This is a genomic window from Poseidonibacter antarcticus (genome assembly GCF_003667345.1).
GTDB classification, from domain to species: Bacteria; Campylobacterota; Campylobacteria; order Campylobacterales; family Arcobacteraceae; genus Poseidonibacter; species Poseidonibacter antarcticus.
This window is the reverse complement of record NZ_RCWF01000002.1, coordinates 1-19674: the sequence shown is the minus strand read 5'-3', so window position 1 is coordinate 19674 and position 19674 is coordinate 1. Positions and strand designations below refer to the sequence as shown.

The 19674-nt window shown below is 26.9% G+C and carries 24 protein-coding genes and 1 pseudogene; 15 read left to right on the top strand and 10 right to left on the bottom strand.

Features of this window, described 5'->3' with window-relative positions:
* Positions 1-71 precede the first annotated feature (71 nt).
* The 4 genes from polA (at position 72) to D9T19_RS02760 (ending at position 4055) form a co-directional block, all read left to right on the top strand.
* On the top strand, positions 72-2750 hold the full coding sequence (polA, locus tag D9T19_RS02775) for a DNA polymerase I (RefSeq protein WP_121626692.1): 2679 nt from the start codon (positions 72-74) through the stop codon (positions 2748-2750).
* 103 nt (positions 2751-2853) lie between these two features.
* Positions 2854-3558 (top strand): response regulator transcription factor, encoded by a 705-nt coding sequence (locus D9T19_RS02770; RefSeq protein WP_121626691.1) that lies wholly within the window; start codon positions 2854-2856, stop codon positions 3556-3558.
* A 39-nt stretch (positions 3559-3597) separates the two neighbouring features.
* Entirely contained in the window at positions 3598-3792 is a 195-nt protein-coding gene (locus D9T19_RS02765) for a hypothetical protein (protein ID WP_121626690.1), read from the top strand.
* Between the two features lie 35 nt (positions 3793-3827).
* Positions 3828-4055, top strand: coding sequence for a hypothetical protein (locus D9T19_RS02760; RefSeq protein ID WP_438942773.1), 228 nt, complete (start codon positions 3828-3830; stop codon positions 4053-4055).
* Between the two features lie 8 nt (positions 4056-4063).
* Here the strand turns inward: D9T19_RS02760 and lgt are convergent, their stop codons facing one another.
* The 5 genes from lgt to hemB form a co-directional block, all read right to left on the bottom strand.
* On the bottom strand, positions 4064-4897 hold the full coding sequence (gene lgt / locus D9T19_RS02755) for a prolipoprotein diacylglyceryl transferase (protein WP_121626688.1): 834 nt from the start codon (positions 4895-4897) through the stop codon (positions 4064-4066).
* 1 nt (position 4898) lies between these two features.
* Positions 4899-6194 carry a (Fe-S)-binding protein gene (locus tag D9T19_RS02750; protein WP_121626687.1) on the bottom strand — a complete coding sequence of 432 codons (1296 nt, stop codon included), beginning with the start codon at positions 6192-6194 and terminating at the stop codon, positions 4899-4901.
* A 132-nt stretch (positions 6195-6326) separates the two neighbouring features.
* Positions 6327-7694, bottom strand: a complete 1368-nt coding sequence (gene hemN / locus D9T19_RS02745) for an oxygen-independent coproporphyrinogen III oxidase (protein WP_121626686.1) — start codon at positions 7692-7694, stop codon at positions 6327-6329.
* 2 nt (positions 7695-7696) lie between these two features.
* Entirely contained in the window at positions 7697-8623 is a 927-nt protein-coding gene (gene argF, locus D9T19_RS02740; RefSeq protein ID WP_121626685.1) for an ornithine carbamoyltransferase, read from the bottom strand.
* Positions 8624-8840: 217 nt separating this feature from the next.
* On the bottom strand, positions 8841-9815 hold the full coding sequence (gene hemB, locus D9T19_RS02735) for a porphobilinogen synthase (protein WP_121626684.1): 975 nt from the start codon (positions 9813-9815) through the stop codon (positions 8841-8843).
* Between the two features lie 60 nt (positions 9816-9875).
* On the opposite strand from hemB, the gene ribA (D9T19_RS02730) reads away from it, so the two are divergent.
* The 6 genes from ribA (D9T19_RS02730) to glyS all read left to right on the top strand — a co-directional run bounded on the left by ribA (D9T19_RS02730) (position 9876) and on the right by glyS (position 13868).
* Complete coding sequence (ribA, locus tag D9T19_RS02730; RefSeq protein ID WP_121626683.1) at positions 9876-10451, top strand: GTP cyclohydrolase II; 576 nt, start codon at positions 9876-9878, stop codon at positions 10449-10451.
* Positions 10451-11038: a 16S rRNA (guanine(527)-N(7))-methyltransferase RsmG gene (gene rsmG, locus D9T19_RS02725; RefSeq protein ID WP_121626682.1), complete on the top strand. Its 588-nt coding sequence runs from the start codon at positions 10451-10453 to the stop codon at positions 11036-11038. The genes ribA (D9T19_RS02730) and rsmG overlap by 1 nt, the downstream gene beginning before the upstream one ends.
* On the top strand, positions 11038-11256 hold the full coding sequence (locus D9T19_RS02720) for a PP0621 family protein (RefSeq protein ID WP_121626681.1): 219 nt from the start codon (positions 11038-11040) through the stop codon (positions 11254-11256). Before rsmG ends, D9T19_RS02720 begins: the two co-directional genes overlap by 1 nt.
* A gap of 8 nt (positions 11257-11264) precedes the next feature.
* A complete protein-coding gene (locus D9T19_RS02715; RefSeq protein WP_121626680.1) occupies positions 11265-11636 on the top strand; it encodes a hypothetical protein in 372 nt (123 codons plus the stop codon).
* Between the two features lie 68 nt (positions 11637-11704).
* Positions 11705-11860 carry a hypothetical protein gene (locus D9T19_RS14490; RefSeq protein WP_162984527.1) on the top strand — a complete coding sequence of 52 codons (156 nt, stop codon included), beginning with the start codon at positions 11705-11707 and terminating at the stop codon, positions 11858-11860.
* Complete coding sequence (gene glyS / locus D9T19_RS02710; protein ID WP_121626679.1) at positions 11853-13868, top strand: glycine--tRNA ligase subunit beta; 2016 nt, start codon at positions 11853-11855, stop codon at positions 13866-13868. Before D9T19_RS14490 ends, glyS begins: the two co-directional genes overlap by 8 nt.
* A 61-nt stretch (positions 13869-13929) precedes the next feature.
* On the opposite strand, the gene D9T19_RS02705 is transcribed toward glyS, so the two are convergent.
* From D9T19_RS02705 to pyrC, 3 genes are read right to left on the bottom strand one after another with little or no spacing between them, the layout of a single operon-like run.
* Positions 13930-14316 (bottom strand): nuclear transport factor 2 family protein, encoded by a 387-nt coding sequence (locus D9T19_RS02705; protein WP_121626678.1) that lies wholly within the window; start codon positions 14314-14316, stop codon positions 13930-13932.
* A 30-nt stretch (positions 14317-14346) separates the two neighbouring features.
* On the bottom strand, positions 14347-14901 hold the full coding sequence (locus D9T19_RS02700; RefSeq protein ID WP_121626677.1) for a 6-pyruvoyl trahydropterin synthase family protein: 555 nt from the start codon (positions 14899-14901) through the stop codon (positions 14347-14349).
* Positions 14902-14920: 19 nt separating this feature from the next.
* Entirely contained in the window at positions 14921-15937 is a 1017-nt protein-coding gene (pyrC, locus tag D9T19_RS02695) for a dihydroorotase (RefSeq protein WP_121626676.1), read from the bottom strand.
* A 104-nt stretch (positions 15938-16041) separates the two neighbouring features.
* Here pyrC and hisI point away from each other — a divergent pair.
* Both hisI and ribA (D9T19_RS14790) read left to right on the top strand, forming a co-directional pair.
* Positions 16042-16341: pseudogene (gene hisI, locus D9T19_RS14795) on the top strand (phosphoribosyl-AMP cyclohydrolase); the annotation flags it as partial.
* Between the two features lie 30 nt (positions 16342-16371).
* Entirely contained in the window at positions 16372-16941 is a 570-nt protein-coding gene (gene ribA, locus D9T19_RS14790; protein ID WP_228197964.1) for a GTP cyclohydrolase II, read from the top strand.
* Between the two features lie 73 nt (positions 16942-17014).
* Here the strand turns inward: ribA (D9T19_RS14790) and D9T19_RS02685 are convergent, their stop codons facing one another.
* Positions 17015-17989 carry a YhdH/YhfP family quinone oxidoreductase gene (locus tag D9T19_RS02685; protein ID WP_121626675.1) on the bottom strand — a complete coding sequence of 325 codons (975 nt, stop codon included), beginning with the start codon at positions 17987-17989 and terminating at the stop codon, positions 17015-17017.
* 128 nt (positions 17990-18117) lie between these two features.
* On the opposite strand from D9T19_RS02685, the gene D9T19_RS02680 reads away from it, so the two are divergent.
* A complete protein-coding gene (locus D9T19_RS02680) occupies positions 18118-18474 on the top strand; it encodes a winged helix-turn-helix transcriptional regulator (protein ID WP_121626674.1) in 357 nt (118 codons plus the stop codon).
* Between the two features lie 4 nt (positions 18475-18478).
* Here D9T19_RS02680 and D9T19_RS02675 read toward each other — a convergent pair whose 3' ends face one another.
* Complete coding sequence (locus D9T19_RS02675) at positions 18479-18808, bottom strand: hypothetical protein (protein WP_121626673.1); 330 nt, start codon at positions 18806-18808, stop codon at positions 18479-18481.
* 224 nt (positions 18809-19032) lie between these two features.
* Between D9T19_RS02675 and D9T19_RS02670 the strand changes: the two genes are divergently transcribed.
* Positions 19033-19374, top strand: a complete 342-nt coding sequence (locus D9T19_RS02670) for a hypothetical protein (protein WP_121626672.1) — start codon at positions 19033-19035, stop codon at positions 19372-19374.
* A 1-nt stretch (position 19375) separates the two neighbouring features.
* Positions 19376-19573: a hypothetical protein gene (locus D9T19_RS02665; RefSeq protein WP_121626671.1), complete on the top strand. Its 198-nt coding sequence runs from the start codon at positions 19376-19378 to the stop codon at positions 19571-19573.
* The last annotated feature ends 101 nt before the right edge of the window (positions 19574-19674 follow it).

Sequence of the window (19674 nt, the reverse complement as noted above, 5' to 3'; positions counted from 1 at the left end):
TATAAAACCTTATTTTTAGTGATATTATTATAATATAAAATCTTTAAAGAAGAATATGAAAGAAGAAATTTATGAAGAAAACTATTACAGTTATAGATACATTTGGATTTTTATTTAGAAGTTTTTATGCTCTACCACCGCTAAAATCAAAAGATGGCTTTCCCACAGGATTATTAACAGGATTTATGAATTTTATTTCAAATGTTGGAAAAGATTTTCAAACAGACTATATTGTTTTTGCACTTGATGCAAAAGGACCTACATTTAGAAGTGATATTTATACTGCATACAAAGCACATAGACCTGATGTTCCTGAAGATTTATTAAGACAACTTCCAATTGCGATTGATTGGATTGAAAAAATGGATTTTAAAACTGCAATTAGAACTGGTTTTGAGGCAGATGATATTGTTGCATCAATTGCAAAAGATGCAAAAGCAAAAGGTTTAAAAGTTAGAGTTGTTTCTCATGATAAAGATTTATATCAATTAATTGAAGAAGATATTTATTTATTTGATCCAATCAAAAAAAGTATCATCGATGAAAAGACTTGTTTTGATAAATATGGTGTTTATCCAAAGCAGTTTACTGATTATCAATCTTTATTAGGAGATAGTGCTGATAATGTTCCTGGAGTTAAAGGAGTTGGTGCTAAAACTGCTCAAGCATTAATTGAACAATTTAATGACTTAGATAATATCTATGATAATTTAGAAAATATTGAAAAGAAAAGATGGAAAACACTTTTAACAGAAGGTAAAGAACTGGCTTACATTTCAAAACAATTAGTAACTTTATCAAAAGATTGTCATTGTATTGATAATTTAGAAGAATTTAATTTACCTATTGAAAATCCAATATTAAGAATTCAAGATACATTAATTGAATATGGTTTAAATAGAGTTGTTGAAAGAGTTAATAAAGAAGGTTTAAATTATAAAACGGAAATACCAAAACCTAAAGAAGAATTAAAAACAGAATATATTTTATTAGATAATGAAAAAGAGTTATTTAAAGTAATTAATTCAATTCCAAAGAATTCAATAGTTGCTTTTGATACTGAAACTACAGATATTGATACAAAAAATGCCCAAATAGTTGGTTTTTCATTTTCCTATGAAGATACAAAAGCATATTATGTACCTATTGCTCACTTTTATCTAGGAGCTCCTGAACAAGTATCAATTGAAACGGCTAAAAAAGCTATAAACTTATTAAATGAATATAAATTAGTATTACAAAATTTTAAATATGATTATGAAGTTGTAAAGTTTAATTTAGCAATAGAACTAAAACTATATGCAGATACTATGATTATGGCATGGCTTTTAAATACAGCTCAAAGAGTAGGTCTTGATTTTCAGATTGAAAAGTATTTTGATCATAAAATGATTGCATTTAAAGATGTAGTAAAAAAAGGTGAAAACTTTTCAAATGTTGAAGTTTCAAAAGCTTGTGAATATGCAGCTGAAGATGCACTTATGACATTAAAACTTTATAACAGACAACTAGAAGAATTCGAAAAAGAAGATAATAAGATTTTATTAGACCTAGCAAGGGATGTAGAATTTAAATTTACTTATGTTTTAGCAAATATGTTTGAAAATGGTATAAAAGTTGATGTTAAAGTATTGGAAGATTTAAAAGTAAAAAATACTAAAACAATACAGAATTTAATTTCACGAATATATCAAGCAGCAGGAACAGAGTTTAATATAAATTCACCTAAACAATTAGGTTCAATTTTATTTGAAACATTAAAATTACCACCATCAAAGAAAACGAAAACTGGATATAGTACAAATGAGGTAGTTTTAAATAAATTATATGATGCTCATGAGATTATTCCTTTATTACTTAAATATAGAGAAGCTTTTAAATTACAATCTACTTATATTGAACCATTACTAGAATTAGGACTATCAAATGATGAAAACAGAATATATACATCATTTCTTCAAACAGGAACTGCAACAGGAAGATTAAGTTCAAAAAACCCTAACCTACAAAATATTCCTGTAAGAAGTGAAGCTGGAGCTTTAATTAGATCTGCATTTATACCAAAAGATGGTTATAAACTTGTCGGAATTGATTACTCACAAATTGAATTAAGACTTCTTGCTCATTTTAGTGAAGACCCAGCTTTAGTTGATGCATTTAAATCAGGTGAAGATATTCACTATCAAACATCTGTTAAAATATTTGGTGAAGAAAATGCTAAAGAAAAAAGAGGTGTTGCTAAATCTATTAATTTTGGATTATTATATGGAATGGGAAGTAAAAAATTAGCTGATACTTTAGGGATTACAACAAAAGAAGCAAAAACATATATTGATTCATATTTTGAAGCTTTTGTAAGTATAAAAGATTATTTAAAATCAATTGAAGAGTTTGCTTATGAAAATGGTTATGTTGAAACACTATTAAAAAGAAAAAGATTATTCGATTTTGACTCAGCAAATGGTATGCAAAAAGCTGCTTATTTAAGAGAATCAGTAAACACATTATTTCAAGGAAGTGCAGCAGATTTAATTAAGTTATCAATGATAGAAATATATGAAAAATATAAGAAAAATGACAAAATTAGCATGTTATTGCAAATTCATGATGAATTAATTTTTGAAATTGAGGAAAAAGAAGTAAAAAAAATAACGAAAGAGCTTGAAGAAATAATGGAGAACATTTTTACTCTAAACGTCCCATTGAAGGTGTCTAGCTGCATTGGAAATTCTTGGCAAGATTTAAAATAGCTTTAATAGTGGGATATATTGTAAAATATCCCATATTTATTTTGACATATTAAGTTTATTTTGTTATTATTATGTCTTAAATCAATATTTAAAGAGTAAAATAATGTTAAAAACAGTAAGAAATATAAGAAAGTTATACAATGCAAAATTACTTTTTATTAGTAGTGATGAAACAATTCACGAAACAATAGAAAATGAGTTTGATGATTATTTTAAAGAACTAAAAATTGCAAGTGATATTAACAATGCTATTGAATTAGCATGTTCAAATATATATGATATGGTAATTATTGATACAAATGTTAAGGGAATTAGTTTTTCTGAATTATGTTCAGAATTAGCACACTTGACTCCAACGTTACCAAAAATTATTATTTCAGATTCTGATGATAATGAAAATATCGTTACAGCAATTAATTATAGTGCATATACTTTTCTTTCAAAACCTTTAAGACCAAAAGATATTAAGTTATCTGTTATTATGTGTCTTAATCAAACAAAAAGAGGTGATAAAATTGAATTCCAAGGTGGAATTTATTTTGATGAGTATAGAGATCAATTCTTTAAAACAGGTGGAGTATTAGTTGACTTTACAAGATTAGAAAAATCTTTCCTAAAGTTGTTAATTTCTAAACGAACAGAAATAGTTGATTATGATTTAATCAAAGAGGTAGTATGGAAAGGTAAGGATATGTCAATTTATACAATGAGAAATATTGTAAATAAAATTAGACAAAAAACTTATTATGAAATTATTAGAAATCATTCTAATAAGGGATACACAATTGATAAGATTAAGAATTCTTAATCTTACTCATTTGCAAAATATTAATAAAAAAGTTATAATATGGAAGAATTGATCGTTTCTAAAGAAGAACTTATTCAAATGTTTGAATCTGAAGAGTTAACAGACAGTGGAAAAGCTTGGATTATGGACGGTAAAGAAGTAGATATTATAGCTTTACATGATGTAGATCCAAGATTTCTTCAAGATATAACAAATTCTAAATTCTACAAATTAGTATTAAAAGGTAATAAATAATGTCCCATTGTCCTTTTTGTAAAAAGAAGATAGCTATGAGTAAAGCTTTTTGCTCAAGAAGTTGTAAAGAAAACTATTTTCAATTAATCGCAATTCAAGTACCAAAACCATTCTTAAAAAGAATCTTTGTCTTTTGTACTCCAGAACAAAGAGAAATTGAAATTGATAATTTTGCTAGCAGACATGGTTGGAGATTAGATTTATTAAAAAATAAAATTAATGAATTAGCTATTGAAGCTGGATTTATAGAAGAGAATAGTTAACTTTAATGTTAACTATTCTGTTTACTTGTACTTGTTTTCTTTTTTATAGAAAAATAAAATATCATACAAATTAATAAGACTATACTCGATTGTAAAATTCCCATTGTAAGCCAATTACTATAAATAAATCCTAATTGTATATCCGGTTGTCGGAAAAATTCGGCTACTATTCTCATAATAGAATATAAGATCCCATACATAAGAGCTAATTGACCATCAAATGTCTTTTTCTTTCTTATATAAACTAATATAGCAAATACAACTAAACCTTCTAAAAATGCTTCATAAAGTTGTGATGGATGTCTTAATGTTTCACCTACATAAATTCCCCATGGAACATCAGTAGTACGACCAACTAGTTCTTGATTGAAAAAGTTACCAATTCTACCAAATACATAAGCTGCTGAAATACCTAAAACTGATATATCTGTAATAAACCAAAATGAAACTTTATTCTTTTTACAAAATAAAATTGAAGCTATTATAAAACCAATAAGTGCTCCATGATAACTCATCCCAGCAATTCCTGTATAAACACCATCAATATAAGGGTTAAATATTTGCCAAGGGTTTTTTAAATAATACATTGTATTTGTATCATAAAAAAGAACATAACCTAATCGTGCACCTAAAATAACACCTATTTCTGCCCACCAAATATACGAATCAAATAAATCATTTGAAATATTTAATTTATCATTCTTAATAAACCATTTTGCAATAAATATTGCTGAAATTAATGCTAACGCATACATAATCCCATACCAATGAACAGGTACGGGACCAAGTGTAATAGCAACTGGGTCAAAATTTGAATATATATTTTGCCAATATTCTTGCATTTTAATCTAATGCCTCTGCAATTAATTCAATTGGGTTCTTAAATTGAACATCAACATCAGCTAAATGTAAAGAGTTTGTAATTTGCATTCTACAAGCTGAACACTCGGCACTTACAACTTGTGCTTTTGTTTCTTTAATCATTGCAGCTTTTGGAAGACCTGCTGCTTTTGCAAATTCATATTTTTCAGTTTGCATTGTTACACCACCAAAACCACAACATCTATTTGAATCACTCATTTCTGTTAATACATAATTTTGTTTTAATAGATTTCTTGGTTCTTCCCAAATACCTTGCATTTTTTTAGCATGACAAGGGTCATGATATGTTACTGTTGTATCAATTTTCTTTTTACTTTGTGCTAACATTTCTCTTAATTTTGTATTATCATCAAGCCATTTTGTAGCCATAAAGATTTTTTTAGATAATTTTACTGCTCGTGCTTGCCAATCTGGTTGATCATGTAAGAAATGTTCCCAATCTTTATTTATCATAGCACTACAAGTAGCTTCTGGAATAATTACAGCATCAACATCATCAATCCATGTTTCAAAATATTCAATATTTTTTTTAGTTAAATAATCAACTGTATCAAAAGCTCCTGTAAAATAAGCAGGTGCTCCACAACATAGCTGTTTTTTAGGAATCATAATATCAAGTTCAAGTTTTTTAAGAATTTTAACAAGTGAATCACCAGTATTTGTATATGTATAATTACTCATACATCCAATAAAAATTGCAACTTTATTCTTTTTATTCTCTTTAACTTTTTTATTTTTTGCAAGAATATTTTGAGGATATTTATTTAAAAAACTTCTCATATCAGCAAAAGGTAAGACTCTATCTTTTTTAACAATAGGAAGAGAAAATCTAGGTTTACCTGATTGTTTAGTTTTATCAAGTTTTAAAGCACAAGTTTGGAACATCCAACCCATTCGTGAAAGCATATCCATAGTTTTTCTATGTCTTAATAGAAAGAAAAACAATCTTTTATACCAAGCAATACCATATTTTTTTGCAATATCTGCTCTTACTTGTTCTATTACCATATCAGTTGGTAAATCAATAGGACATTCTTCAACACAGTTTGTACATAAAAAACATGATTCAAAAATATCTTTTGCATTTTTATCTAGTTCTAATTCATCTCTTTCATAAGCACCTAATAAATCAATAAATCCTCTTGGACTTGTTGTTTCATCTTGGTTTATATTAAAGATTGTACATACAGGTTTACATTTTCCACATTTAACACAGGCATCAGATACAGCTGTGTAATTAAATTTATTTATTGACACTTTAAATAACCTTTTGTTTAAAAATTTTTAATATTTATAATAAAAAGAAATATACTAGAAAATTGGTTAATAGTTGATAAAAAGGGCTTATATTAAAGGAGAATAGGGGAGTTTTATAAAAAGAAGCTAAGACTAAATAGTCTTAGAAAATCTTCTTTTATCTTCAGGTATTTTATTTAAATATGCATCAAAAGGCATACAAATATTTCTAATTAGCATTGTTCCTGTTTGTGACACATGAATATTTTCATCAGAAATTTTTAGTAGTTCTGCTTTTTCGAACTCTTGTAATGCTTCAATAGCGTCTGCAAAATATTCTTTAAAGTTTACATTAAATTTTTCTTCAACTCTTGTTATATTTAAAGAGAAGTTACTCATAAGTTCCATAATAACAAACTGTCTTAATTGATCATCATCACTTAATCTATAACCTTTAAATACAGGTAAATCGCCATTATCTAAAGCTGCTTCATAAGATGGTATATCTTTAAAGTTTTGAGCATAATAATCTACTCCATTACCAATAGAAGTTAAACCAATACCGATTAAATCAGCTCCACCTTTTGTAGTATAACCTTGGAAATTTCTATGTAACTCGCCTTTTTCAATAGCTTTGAAAAGCTCATCTTCAGGTTTAGCAAAGTGATCCATTCCGACCATTTTATAGCCATTAGATGTAAAGAAATCAATTGTATCTTTTAACATTGCTAGTTTTTCTTCTGGTTTTGGGAAAGTTGATTCATCAAATTTTCTCATAGTTTTCATAAGCCAAGGTACATGAGCATAATTAAATACAGCAAATCTATCTGTATCTAACGTAATCATTTTTTCTAATGTTTTCTTGAAACTTTTTCTTGTTTGATGAGGAAGTCCATATATTAAATCAGTATTTACAGAATAAATTCCTGCATCACGCGCTATTTTAATTACATTTTGAGTTAATTCGAAAGGTTGAATTCTATGAATTGTTTTTTGTACTTGTTCATCTAAATCTTGTACTCCAAAACTTAATCTATTACATCCACCTTTTTTTAAAACATCCATATGCTCTTTTGTGAAAAATCTTGGGTCAACTTCACATGAAACCTCAGCATCAGTTCTAAAGTTTGGAAATACTTCTTTTACTGCATTTATTACATCATCAAGTTGCTCTGGAGAAAAAAATGTAGGTGTTCCTCCTCCAAAATGCATTTGTGTAACTTCTCTTTTTGTATTTAAATGATTTTTTAATATGCTTAATTCTTTTTTTAAGTATTCAATGTATTCAACTTTTTTTTCTTCTTTTGAAGTAAAAATTGTATTACATCCACAAAAATAGCAAGCACTTCTACAAAAAGGCATATGAATATAAATAGATATGCACCTATCATCACTTTGATTCTTATAATATGCCTTTAAATCATCTTGAGTAAATTCCGTACTAAACTCAGGAGCAGTTGGATATGATGTATATCTAGGACCTGGTCTTGAATATTTTTCAAATTTCTTGAAATCTATCATAATTATGAATTTCTCTTTTTATCTAACCAAACCATTACACCTTTTTGTGCATGTAATCTATTTTCAGCTTCTTGAAAAATCAAACTTTGACTTCCTTCTATTACTTCTTCACTAACTTCATAACCTCTATAAGCGGGTAAACAATGTAAGAAGATAGCTTTATTTTGAGCTAAACTCATCATAGAAGAATCAACTATATAACCATTGAAGTCTTTAAGTCTTTGTTCTTTCTCATCTTCTTGCCCCATAGAAACCCAAGTATCTGTAGTTACTACACTTACATCTTTTACAGCAACTTTAGGGTCATTACTAATGAAAATTTTTGCACCTGAAATTTTTGCCATTTCTAAAGCACGTTCAAGTATATCAGCATTTACTTCATAGCCTTTTGGTGTTGCAATTCTAAGTTCAAAACCTAATTTTGCAGCTAGATTAAGCCATGAATGAGCCATATTATTACCATCTCCTACATATGCTACAACTAAATCTTTATCTAATCCTTTTTCTTGGATTGTTAAATAATCAGCCATTAATTGAACAGGATGATATTCAGTTGTTAAACCATTTATTACAGGAACTTTTGAGTATTTTGCAAATTCTTCAATTTTCTCATGTCCAAAAGTTCTAATCATAACCATATCTACCATACTCGATATTACTCTAGATGTATCACTTAACGGTTCACCACGTCCAAGTTGAATATCATTTGAAGAAAGGAATAATCCTATTCCACCTAATTGGTAAATACCTGTTTCAAAAGAAACTCTTGTTCTTGTTGAACTTTTTTCAAAAATCATTCCAAGAGTTTGTTTTTTTAAATACTCTTTAAATTCTTTGTTTTTAGTTTCTTTCTTGATTTGTTTAGCTAAATCTAATATTTCTAGAATTTCTTCTTTTGTATAGTCTGCTAATGTTAAGAAATGTCTCATAATTATTTCCTCTGTAATTAATAAAAGCAGATATTCTATAGAATTTACTATTATTACTAACTTAAATTTGACTTTATTTAAATAAATAATTTAAAATTTATTGAGTTATTATTGTTTAAAAAAAGCGATAAAATCACACTTTTGTAAGATTAGGAGTTTATAACTTAGAATATTTGTCTATAAATATTCTAAGTTATTTGAGAATAAATTCTTTATTTTATTTTTTTCTTAGTAATTCACAAGCTTCTTTTGCATGATAAGAAATGATAATATCTGCACCAGCTCGCTTAAAGCCTATTAATGTTTCCATCATTACTCTTTCATAATCAATAAGTCCTGCAGCTCCTGCATTTTTAAGCATTGCATATTCACCACTTACATTATATACGCATAAAGGTAATCTTGTTTCATTTCTAATATCTCTTACAATATCCAAAAATGCAAGTGCTGGTTTAACCATTAAAATATCTGCACCTTCTTTTTCATCTTCTAATGATTCTTCAATAGCTTCAAGTCTATTTGCAGGGTTCATTTGGTATGTTCTTCTATCTCCAAATGATGGAGTTGATTCTGCTACATCTCTAAATGGTCCATAATAAGCACTAGCAAATTTAGTAGAATATGCCATAATTGGTAAGTCTTTGAATCCGTTTTCATCTAATGCTGTTCTTAAAGTTGTAATAATTCCATCCATCATTCCAGAAGGTGCAATCATATCAACTCCTGCTCTTGCATGAACTAATGCTTGTTGTGCTGAAATTTCTAATGTTTTATCATTATCAACAGTTTGAGTTTTTGGATCCATAATTCCACAATGACCGTGGTCTGTGTATTCACAAAAACATAAATCAGTTACAATAAACATTTGAGGGAACTTTTCTTTTATAGCTCTAATTGTTCTTGAAATAATACTTTCATCACATAAACACTCACTACCAACTGAATCTTTTACATCAGGAATTGCAAAAAGAATAATTGATTTTAAATCAATACTTATTAAATATTCACACTCTTTTAATATTTCATCAATACTCATTTGATAAACACCTGGCATTGAAGATACTTCAGTTTTAATACTTTTACCTTCTCTTACAAATAATGGATATATAAAATCATCAGGTGCTATTTTAGTTTCTTGAACTAAGTTTCTTAAAGTCTCATTTATTCTTAATCTTCTAAATCGTTTAAACATTCTATTTACCTCTTTTGGTTATAATCTTGCGAATTATAACAACAATAAGGTTTAAAAACAATGAATATAATAAAATCTAATATTGCAAACCTACCTACAAAACATGGAAAATTTAGAATAAAAGCTTATAAAGACGATAATCAAGAACATTTAGCAATAATGAGTGAGGATTTTGAAAATATTGAAATTCCTTATGTTAGAGTACATTCTGAGTGTTTAACAGGTGACGCAATAGGAAGTTTAAAGTGTGATTGTCAAAATCAATTAAATTTATCATTAGACTTTATAGGGAAAATGGGTGGCTTAGTTATCTACCATAGACAAGAAGGAAGAAATATAGGCTTACTTAATAAAATTAATGCTTATGCTTTACAAGATCAAGGTAGAAATACAATTGAAGCTAATATTGAGCTTGGATTTAAAGAAGATGAAAGAGATTATAGAATAGTAAAATATATTTTTGATGATTTAAATATTAAAAAAGTAAAATTAATTACAAATAATCCAAATAAAATAGAGTATATTAAAAGTATTGGAGTTGATATTGTTGAAAGAATTCCAGCAATTACTAAAGCTAATAAATATAATGAAGATTATTTAAATACAAAAAAAGATCAAATGGGACATATGCTTTAATGAATTTACAAGAACTTTTAGAAAAAAATGATTTTAATTACGATAGTAAATTTTATAAAGATTGTAATGTTTTTATAGGATTGCTTCAACAATGGGGTAAGGTACATAATTTAAGTGGAAGATTAAGTACAGAAGATATAAATGAAAATATTTTAGACTCAATTTATCCTCTAAAATTTATAGATAAGTATGATAGTTTTGCTGATATTGGTACGGGGGCTGGTTATCCTGGACTTTTACTTGCTATTGCAAACAGAGATATTAAATCATATTTAATTGAACCAAGAATAAAACGTGTTTCTTTTTTAAATTTTGTAAAAGCATCATTAAAACTTGATAACTTAACTATAATTTGTAATAGGGTTGAAAAAGTAGAGAACTTAAAAGCAGACTTAATTACTTCACGAGCAGTTACAAATACTGCACTTTTATTAGAAATAACAAAAAATATTGTGAATGATAATCCTTCTTATTTGTTTTATAAAGGTAGTATGCTAAATGAAGAGTTAGATATTGCAAAAGTAAATCAAAATTATCAAATAGTTAATAGAAATGATAGAAACTATTTATATATTAAAGGTAAATAATGATTTTAAAAACAATAGCAATTTTAGTTGTTCTATTCATAGTATATATACTTTTTTTTAAAAAAAATAGAGAAAAAGATATTGTAAAAAAGAAAGATATAAAATATGAAGATGAAATGGTTGAATGTCCCACTTGTGGAACGTATATCTCAACAAAAGAATCAATCTTAAGCAATGGTAAATATTACTGTTCAAAAGATTGTTTAGAAAATAAATAGGAATTTGTATGATACTTATAGGGGATAAACTTATACCATTTGATAAAATTTACAATATTTCTTCAATTGAAGAGATTAAAAGTACAAAAGCAAATTGTATAATCTCATTTCGTTACAACGAAGAGTTATTAACGTATGCATCGCAAAATGATTTAAATTATGCAATAATTGTTGACTCAATAAAAGAAGCAATTTATGCAAATTCTTTAAGTGCTATGTATATTATTTGTAATAAAGATTTAGCTTGTAGTATTCAAAAAATAGCAGATAACTATATGTTTGATTCTAAAATACTAGCTCTTATAAATTCAAGTGAAGAAATAGAAGAAATAGCACAAAATGAGATAGATGGAATTATATACAAAGAAGTAATAAATTAACATATTTTAATAATTAAGAGATTTTTAGATAAAATGTCTGCCTTTATTAAGAAAATACTAGGATAAATGTGAAAGATATATTAGATACAGTCATACTTATAATGTTTGTAATTATGGTAGCAATGTTTATTATTAATTTTAATAGACAGCAAATAAAAAAACATACAGATAAAATTGATAAAAACGAAAAAAACATAGAGAAAAAGGGAACTATAGATGAATAAGCCATTACTAATTGAAATTGGTGTTGAAGAATTACCAGCAATTCCATTTTTAAAAGAATTACCAAATATTGAGAAAAAATGGGCAGATATATTAGAAAAGAATAGATTATTAAGTGATTTTGAATTTTATTATACACCAAGAAGATTAGTATTGTGGCATAGAGAATTTCAAGTTTCACAAGAAGATTCAGTTGTTGAACAATTTGGAGCACCTGTTAAGATTGCTTTTAAAGATGGTGAACCAACTGGTGCTGCTTTAGGTTTTGCTAAAAAATGTGGTGTTGATGTTAGCGAACTTGATAAAATTGATCAAGGAAGAGGGAAAGTACTTTATTTTAAAAAAGAAGTAAAAGGAACTCATGCAAAAGATTTATTAAATGATATGATTAATGAATTTATCAATTCTCTTAATTTTGGAAAGTCAATGAGATGGGGGAGTAGAACAGATAGTTTTATTAGACCAATTAGATCTTTATCTATACTTTTAGGTGAAGAAGTAGTAGAAGCAGAAGTTTTTGGTGTACAATCTTCAAACATTTCATATCCACATAGAATGGTTTCTTATGAGCCATTTTCTTATACATTTGCAGGTGATTATTTCTGTAAATTAGATAAAAATGGTGTAATTTTATATCCAAATGAAAGACGTGAAAGAATACTTTCACAAATGAAAGATATAGAAGCAAGACATAGTGTAAAAATTGATATTGATGAAGAATTACTTGAAGAAGTAGTTGCAATAACAGAATATCCTACTGCTTTAATTGGTAAATTTGATGTTGAATTCTTAGAATTACCAGAAGAAGTAATTGTTACGTCTATGAAAGAACACCAAAGATATTTTGCAGTATATAAAGATGGAGTTTTAACAAATAATTTTATTGTAGTTTCAAACTCTAAAACTGATGATTTTGGATATATTATTTCAGGAAATGAAAAAGTATTAAGACCAAGACTTGCAGATGGTATGTTTTTCTATAAAAATGATATTGCAAATGGTTTAAGCAATGAAGGACTTAAAAAGTTAACTTTCGTAGAAGGTTTAGGTTCTATGTATGAAAAAAGTGAACGTGAAGTAGAAATAGCTAAGCACTTAGCAAAACTTTTTGATGTAGAAAAAGAAGAACTTATAGAAAAAGCAGTAATGCTTTCAAAAGCTGATCTTATGTCTGAAATGGTATTTGAATTTACTGAACTTCAAGGTTTAATGGGATATTACTACGCAAAATTAGCAGGAGAAGATGAACTAGTTTATACAGCACTTAAAGAGCAGTATTTACCAGATGGTGAAGATTCAGAACTTCCATCGAATAAATTTTCATCAACTATTGCATTAGCCTATAAATTAGATAATTTAATGGGACTATTTTCTGTAGGTAAAATTCCAACTGGTTCAAAAGATCCATTTGGTTTAAGACGAGCATCAGCTGGTATTGTTAAAATTGCAATTGAGCATAAATTACCAGTAGATTTATCAGAAATTATTGATGCCTTAGCTTCTAACTATAAAGGTTTAGATAAAAAACAATTGGTTGATTTCTTCAACGAAAGATTATTTAAAATCTTCGATGTAAACCCTTCTGTTTTAAAAGCAGTATTAGGAAGTGGTGAAACTGATATTTATAAAATTTCTCAAAAACTTTGTGCATTAAACCCAATAGTACAAAGTGATAGTTTCAAAGAATACTCTAGTACATTCAAAAGAGTTGCAAATATTATCAAAGATGTTAATCTTGATGAAACTTTAACAATTGATGAATCATTATTAGAAGATGATGCAGAAAAAGAACTTATAAATAAATATAAAGAAGTTACTTCAAAATCGTATGAAACATATGATGAAGAGTTAGACGCTTTATTTGCAATGAAACCAGAACTTGACAATTTCTTTGATAAAGTTTTTGTAAATCACGAAGATATTAATATCAAAACAAATAGAAAACATACAATAGCTCTTGTATATCAAGCATTTAGAAAAATTGCTGATATTAAAGAGATTACAATATAAATAAATCAAAACACCTTGTACAAGGTGTTTTGAATTTTCTTGATTTTTAGATAATCAAATATCATAATGTCCGTGGTATTTGAGATGAATGATGATGTAAAATAGGACTAGGTTTTGTAGAATCAATTACGTAACTAAACCTTGCTTCAAAATTAAGCAATTCCCCATCAACTGCAAAACGCCAATTATAAATACCACTTAATAAATAAATATTATTCCCCAAATTCTGAGTTATTATAGTATTTTCATGAAGTGCAATACTAAGTTCTTCTTTATTCGCTAATTTTTCAAAATAATCTTTTATCTTTTCTTTTCTATCAAGTAATCTATTAGAAAATGTTGGAATCATTACAGCCTTATCATCATATAATCCTAAAAGGTCTTGTATATCTCCATTATTAACTGCTCTCATCCATTGATTAAGAATATCTTTTGAAGTTTTAATCATTATTTTTTCCTTTGTTTAATTTAATAAGCACTATTGAAAGTCTTTTGATAATATTTCTAATAATTCATTTTTATCTTTCCATTCATTGATAACTTCATTTGAAAAGATAACTTTTTTTATATCTAATTCAATTAGATTAATATCTTCTCTAAATGCTTCTGCATATCCTGTTTTTGTTTCATGAACTCTTACTGATGAAACTAAAACTTCTCCTTCACCATTAGAAAATACTGTATGTTTTAAAATATGATCAATAAACTTTAAAAACATTAAACTATAAACTTCAGCACTTGGTGATATAGGTATTTGTATCCATCGTTGAGAATTTGTTTTAAAAAAGTTTTTAAATTCTTTTGACTCTTTCTCCCATAAAGTGTAGGCATGATCAAAAGAATCAATAATATTTTTTATATGTTTTTTTGTTAATCCAAAATCTAAAATCATATATCCATTATCTAATTTATTAGAGGTAAAAAATACTTCTACTATATAAGAATGACCATGAATTGACTTTTTACATCTTATAGTTGAACAATTTCTTACTATATGTGCACCTTCAAATTTGAATTTTTTCCTTATTATCATAATATATTCCTTACCATAATTATTCTATACTCCAAAGTAAAGTTTCACCTGCTAACATAGGAACAACATCTTCATTTTTATAATTATAAACTTTTGGAACTATAAAATCTTTTTTAATTAATTTAATAACTTTGTTTTCAGGTTTTAAATTATAAATCTTTTGTGCATTTAAACTTATAAAAGCATTTAAATTAGCGAGTTTATTATGTTTTTCAAAAAGTTGTGTTAATACTTGAAGGCTAATTGGAGCAGTATATACACCAGCAGCACCACCAGTGGAAGTCTCTTTATTCTTTTTTAAATGAGGAGCAGAATCAGACCCAAACATTAATTTAGGATGAGCTTCTAAAGCAACTTTTAATAAAGCATCCCTATCTTCATACCTTTTTACAATAGGTTTACAGAAAACATGTGGATTTAACATCCCTCCTGCTACATCATCTAGTGTTAGAAGTAAATGGTGAATAGTTACAGTTGCGTATAAATTATCATATTTATCTAGTAACTCAACAGCATCTTTTGTACTAATATGTTCCATTATTATCCGTAAGTTTGGAAAATTAATAGCTAAAGATTCATAGATAGGGAGAAATTCTTTTTCTCTATCCATAACAAAACCTTTTGTTTCACCATGAACACATAAAGGAATATCTAATCTACTCATTGATTCAAGAGTAGGTCTTAAAATTTCTATATCCATTGAAGATACTCCTGTTTGTGAATTTGTTGTAACACCAAAAGGATATAGTTTAACTGCTATTATTTCATCTTTAATATCTTTTAAAAACTCATATGAATAATCAACTTGGAAAAATATTGTAAGATATGGAGTAAATTTATCTTCCTTACATGCATTTTTGATTCTATTTTTATATGAAAGAAGTGTATCTTTTGTTGTGATTGGGCTAATAAGATTAGGCATAACTAATGCACCTACAAAATTTTTTGACATATGTGGAGCTACTAGTTTTAACATATCATCATCTCTTAAATGAAGATGCATATCTAAAGCAGAGTTTATAATGAAGCTTTTCATTTTATTCCTTTTATTTTACGCATTCTAACTAAAGAATATTTAAATGCAACTAAGTCGCATTTAAATATTCTTTGCTAAAATACCAGAAATTAAAAAGGTAAAATATGAAAATTGATTTTGATAAATCTAATGGTTTAGTACCTGTTATTACACAAGAATACGGTACAAATGAAATATTAATGCTAGCATATATGAATGAAGAGGCTTTAAATCTAACTGTTGAAACTAAAATTGTTCACTATTTTTCAAGAAGTAAAAACAGAATATGGAAAAAAGGGGAGAGTAGTGGACATATTCAAAAAGTAATTGATTTAAGAGTTGATTGTGATGAAGATACACTTTTAGTAATTGTAGAACAAATTGGTAATTCTGCTTGTCATACAGGAGCAAAATCTTGCTTTTTTAGATCTTATTTCCCAGACAATACTAGTAATATTATTAAATCAGAAGTTGCAAAATTACCTACAAGATATGGTAATTTTGATATTAAAGCATATAAAGACGGATCACAAGAGCATCTTGCTATTATGAGTAAAAATTTTTCTGATATAAATACACCTATAGTTAGAATACATTCTGAGTGTTTAACAGGTGATACAATGGGTAGTTTAAAATGTGATTGTAATAATCAACTTAATTTAGCATTAGAACTTATTTCAAAAGAAGGTGGTTTAGTTGTCTATCATAGACAAGAAGGACGAAATATTGGATTAGTAAATAAAGTAAATGCATATAAACTTCAAGATGAAGGATTTAATACAATAGATGCAAATCTAAAATTAGGGTTTAAAGAAGATGAAAGAGATTATGGTGCGGTTGGGTTTATACTAAAAGATTTAAATATTAAAGAAATAAAATTAATTACTAATAATCCTACAAAAATAAAATTTATTGAAGATTGTGGTATAAAAATAGCAGAAAGAATACCTGCGATTACAGAAATAAATAAATTTAATAAAAATTATTTACAAACTAAAAAAGATTTTATGGGACATATTTTATAAAATTCTTATTCTAAGCTAATAAAGTTTAAATTAATTAATCTTTACTAGCTTATAGTATATTTTTAGAAAGTTATTAAATTTTAACTAAATATCTTCCAACAGCTTTTCCTGCAAGTAATGCTTCATAAGCTTCTTTTATTCCATCCAAAGAAATTTCATTTGTAAGATTTTCAAGTGTATCAATTTTAAAATCACCTGCAACTTTTTCCCATGCAGCGATTTTCTTTTCTCTTTTAGCTTCAACTGAATCAATACCTATTAATCTAACACCTCTTAAAATAAAAGGAAATACATTTGTAGATAATTCATGAGAAGATGTTAATCCACAACAAGTTGCAACACCATCATATTTTATCACTTTTAGTGCTTCTGCTAATATATTTCCACCAACAGTGTCAATTACTCCTGAGTATTTTTCTTTTCCCATTGGTCTTTTGTTTTCTACATCAAAATCTTTTCGTAAGATTACTTCTTTAGCTCCAAGTTCTTTTAAGAATGGAATTTTTTCTTCTTTTCCAGAAATTGCAGTAACTTCAAATCCTAACTTGCTCAAAATTGAAACAGCAATTGAACCAACACCACCTGTTGCTCCTGTAACTAATACTTCACCTTCTGTAACACCATTGTTTAAAAGTTCATTTACAGATAATGCTGCAGTTAATCCTGCTGTTCCGTATGTCATAATTTCTTTTTCAGTGATATTCTTTGGCATCTTTACTACCCATGAAGCTGGAACTTTTACAAATTCAGCATGACCACCGTTTGTATTCATTCCCATATCATAACCAGTTACTAAAACTTTTTCTCCAATTGTAAACTCATCTGAATTTGACTCTTGAATAATTCCAGCAACATCAATTCCTGTTACATGAGGAAAAACTCTTGTAACTCCTGGATTTCCAACTGAACTAAGTGCATCTTTAAAATTTAATGATGAATACTCTACTTTTATTAATACTTCATTTTCTTCAATTATTGGAGTTTCAATATCTTGAATTCCTGATTCAAATTTTTTATCTTCTATTTTTTCTACTATATATGCTTTCATATTAATCCTTTTGATTTTGTTTTATTTACTTATGCTGAAATTTTAGCTAAAATACAATCTAATAACAAGAACTAACTAAAAAGATATATACTATCTAAAAGTATACTATCTTAGAATAAAGGCTTATAATGACTAAAAAGATCAATACAAAAGAAGTATATGAAAAATGCCCAGTGGAAACTTCTCTTGATGCATTAGCAGGAAAGTGGAAAATATTAATACTTTGGTATTTAAGGAGTGAAACTAAAAGATTCAATGAGCTTCAAAAAATGCTTCCTCATACAACACAAAAAATGCTAATTCAAAAACTAAGAGAATTAGAAGAAGATGGAATAGTACATCGTGAAGTTTATCCTGTAGTACCCCCTAAAGTTGAATATTCGATGACAGAATATGGTATAACTTTGAAGCCTATTTTAAAACAACTTTATTTATGGGGAGAAATTCATAAAAAAATAAAAATAAATTCTAAGAATGACGAGTGATTAATTAGTTAATTGTTTCAATATTTACAAGTTCAATAAATGAGCAATCCTTTTTTATGAGTTTTCTTGAATTAGCATCTTCTTCTGCTAATGTTATTAAATCTGCAAAATCATCTTTATTTACTTCAAACTGATATAATTCTTTAACTGTCTCTATTTTTATTTTACAATCATTATCTTTTGTAAAAAGTTCAAGATTTCTAATACCCTTTGCAAATTCATTTTTTATAGCTTTAGAAATCTTCTCATTTGAAAGTAATTTTTCGATTGTAAGTTCAAGATTAAAATCATTTTTACACACTATTTTGTAAGTTACCATTATTTTACCATCCATTTAGGGTCCCTTTTTTTAACTTATTTTTATTATAATACCCTAATTATGATATATTTTATAAAAAAATTACATTATGTAATGAAATTTTATAAAAATATCTTAAGATAGAATTCATAATAAAAGATATAATGATGTAATACTAATTAAGGAAAGCTCGAAATAAGCCTTAAAGTACTTTTGTTGTACACTTTTATACGTAAAACGTCATATAAAGGAAATATAGAGTGAAAAAAAGTTTATTAACAATATCATTAATAACAGCAACGTTATTTATAAGTGGTTGTGAAGAAAAACAAAATAAAATAAATAGATATATACAAAACTGGACAGGAGTTAATGGTGTCCTTGAAGTTTATGCTGGTGAAAAACTTGTAAAAAGATTTATCAAAATAGATAAACTTTCAACTGCTACTTCAACAGAAGGAAAACTATCTAGAACGTATAGATATGGATATGGTATATTAGATGAAAATTTAAACTTTAAAAAAGATGTTAATGAAAAGAAAGTATATTTCGAAATTTCTGATTATTCAACATATGTATTTTTTGAAAATCCAGGACAATAAAATGAAAAAAAATATTCTTTTAATTATATGTTCTTTCTTTTTTACAGCTTGTGCAACATGGACAGGAATAAAACAAGATGCGTCAACAGGATGGGAAGTTATAACTAATTTATCTTCAGAAGGTTGGGAAACAACAAAAGATACTTCCTCAGAAGTTTATAATGGAACAAAAGAAAAAATTGATGAAGTTGTTAAATAATAGCATAATTAATTTTTAAGAAAGTGGAGCTGGTGAAGGGACTTGAACCCCCGACCTGCTGATTACAAATCAGCTGCTCTAGCCAAGCTGAGCTACACCAG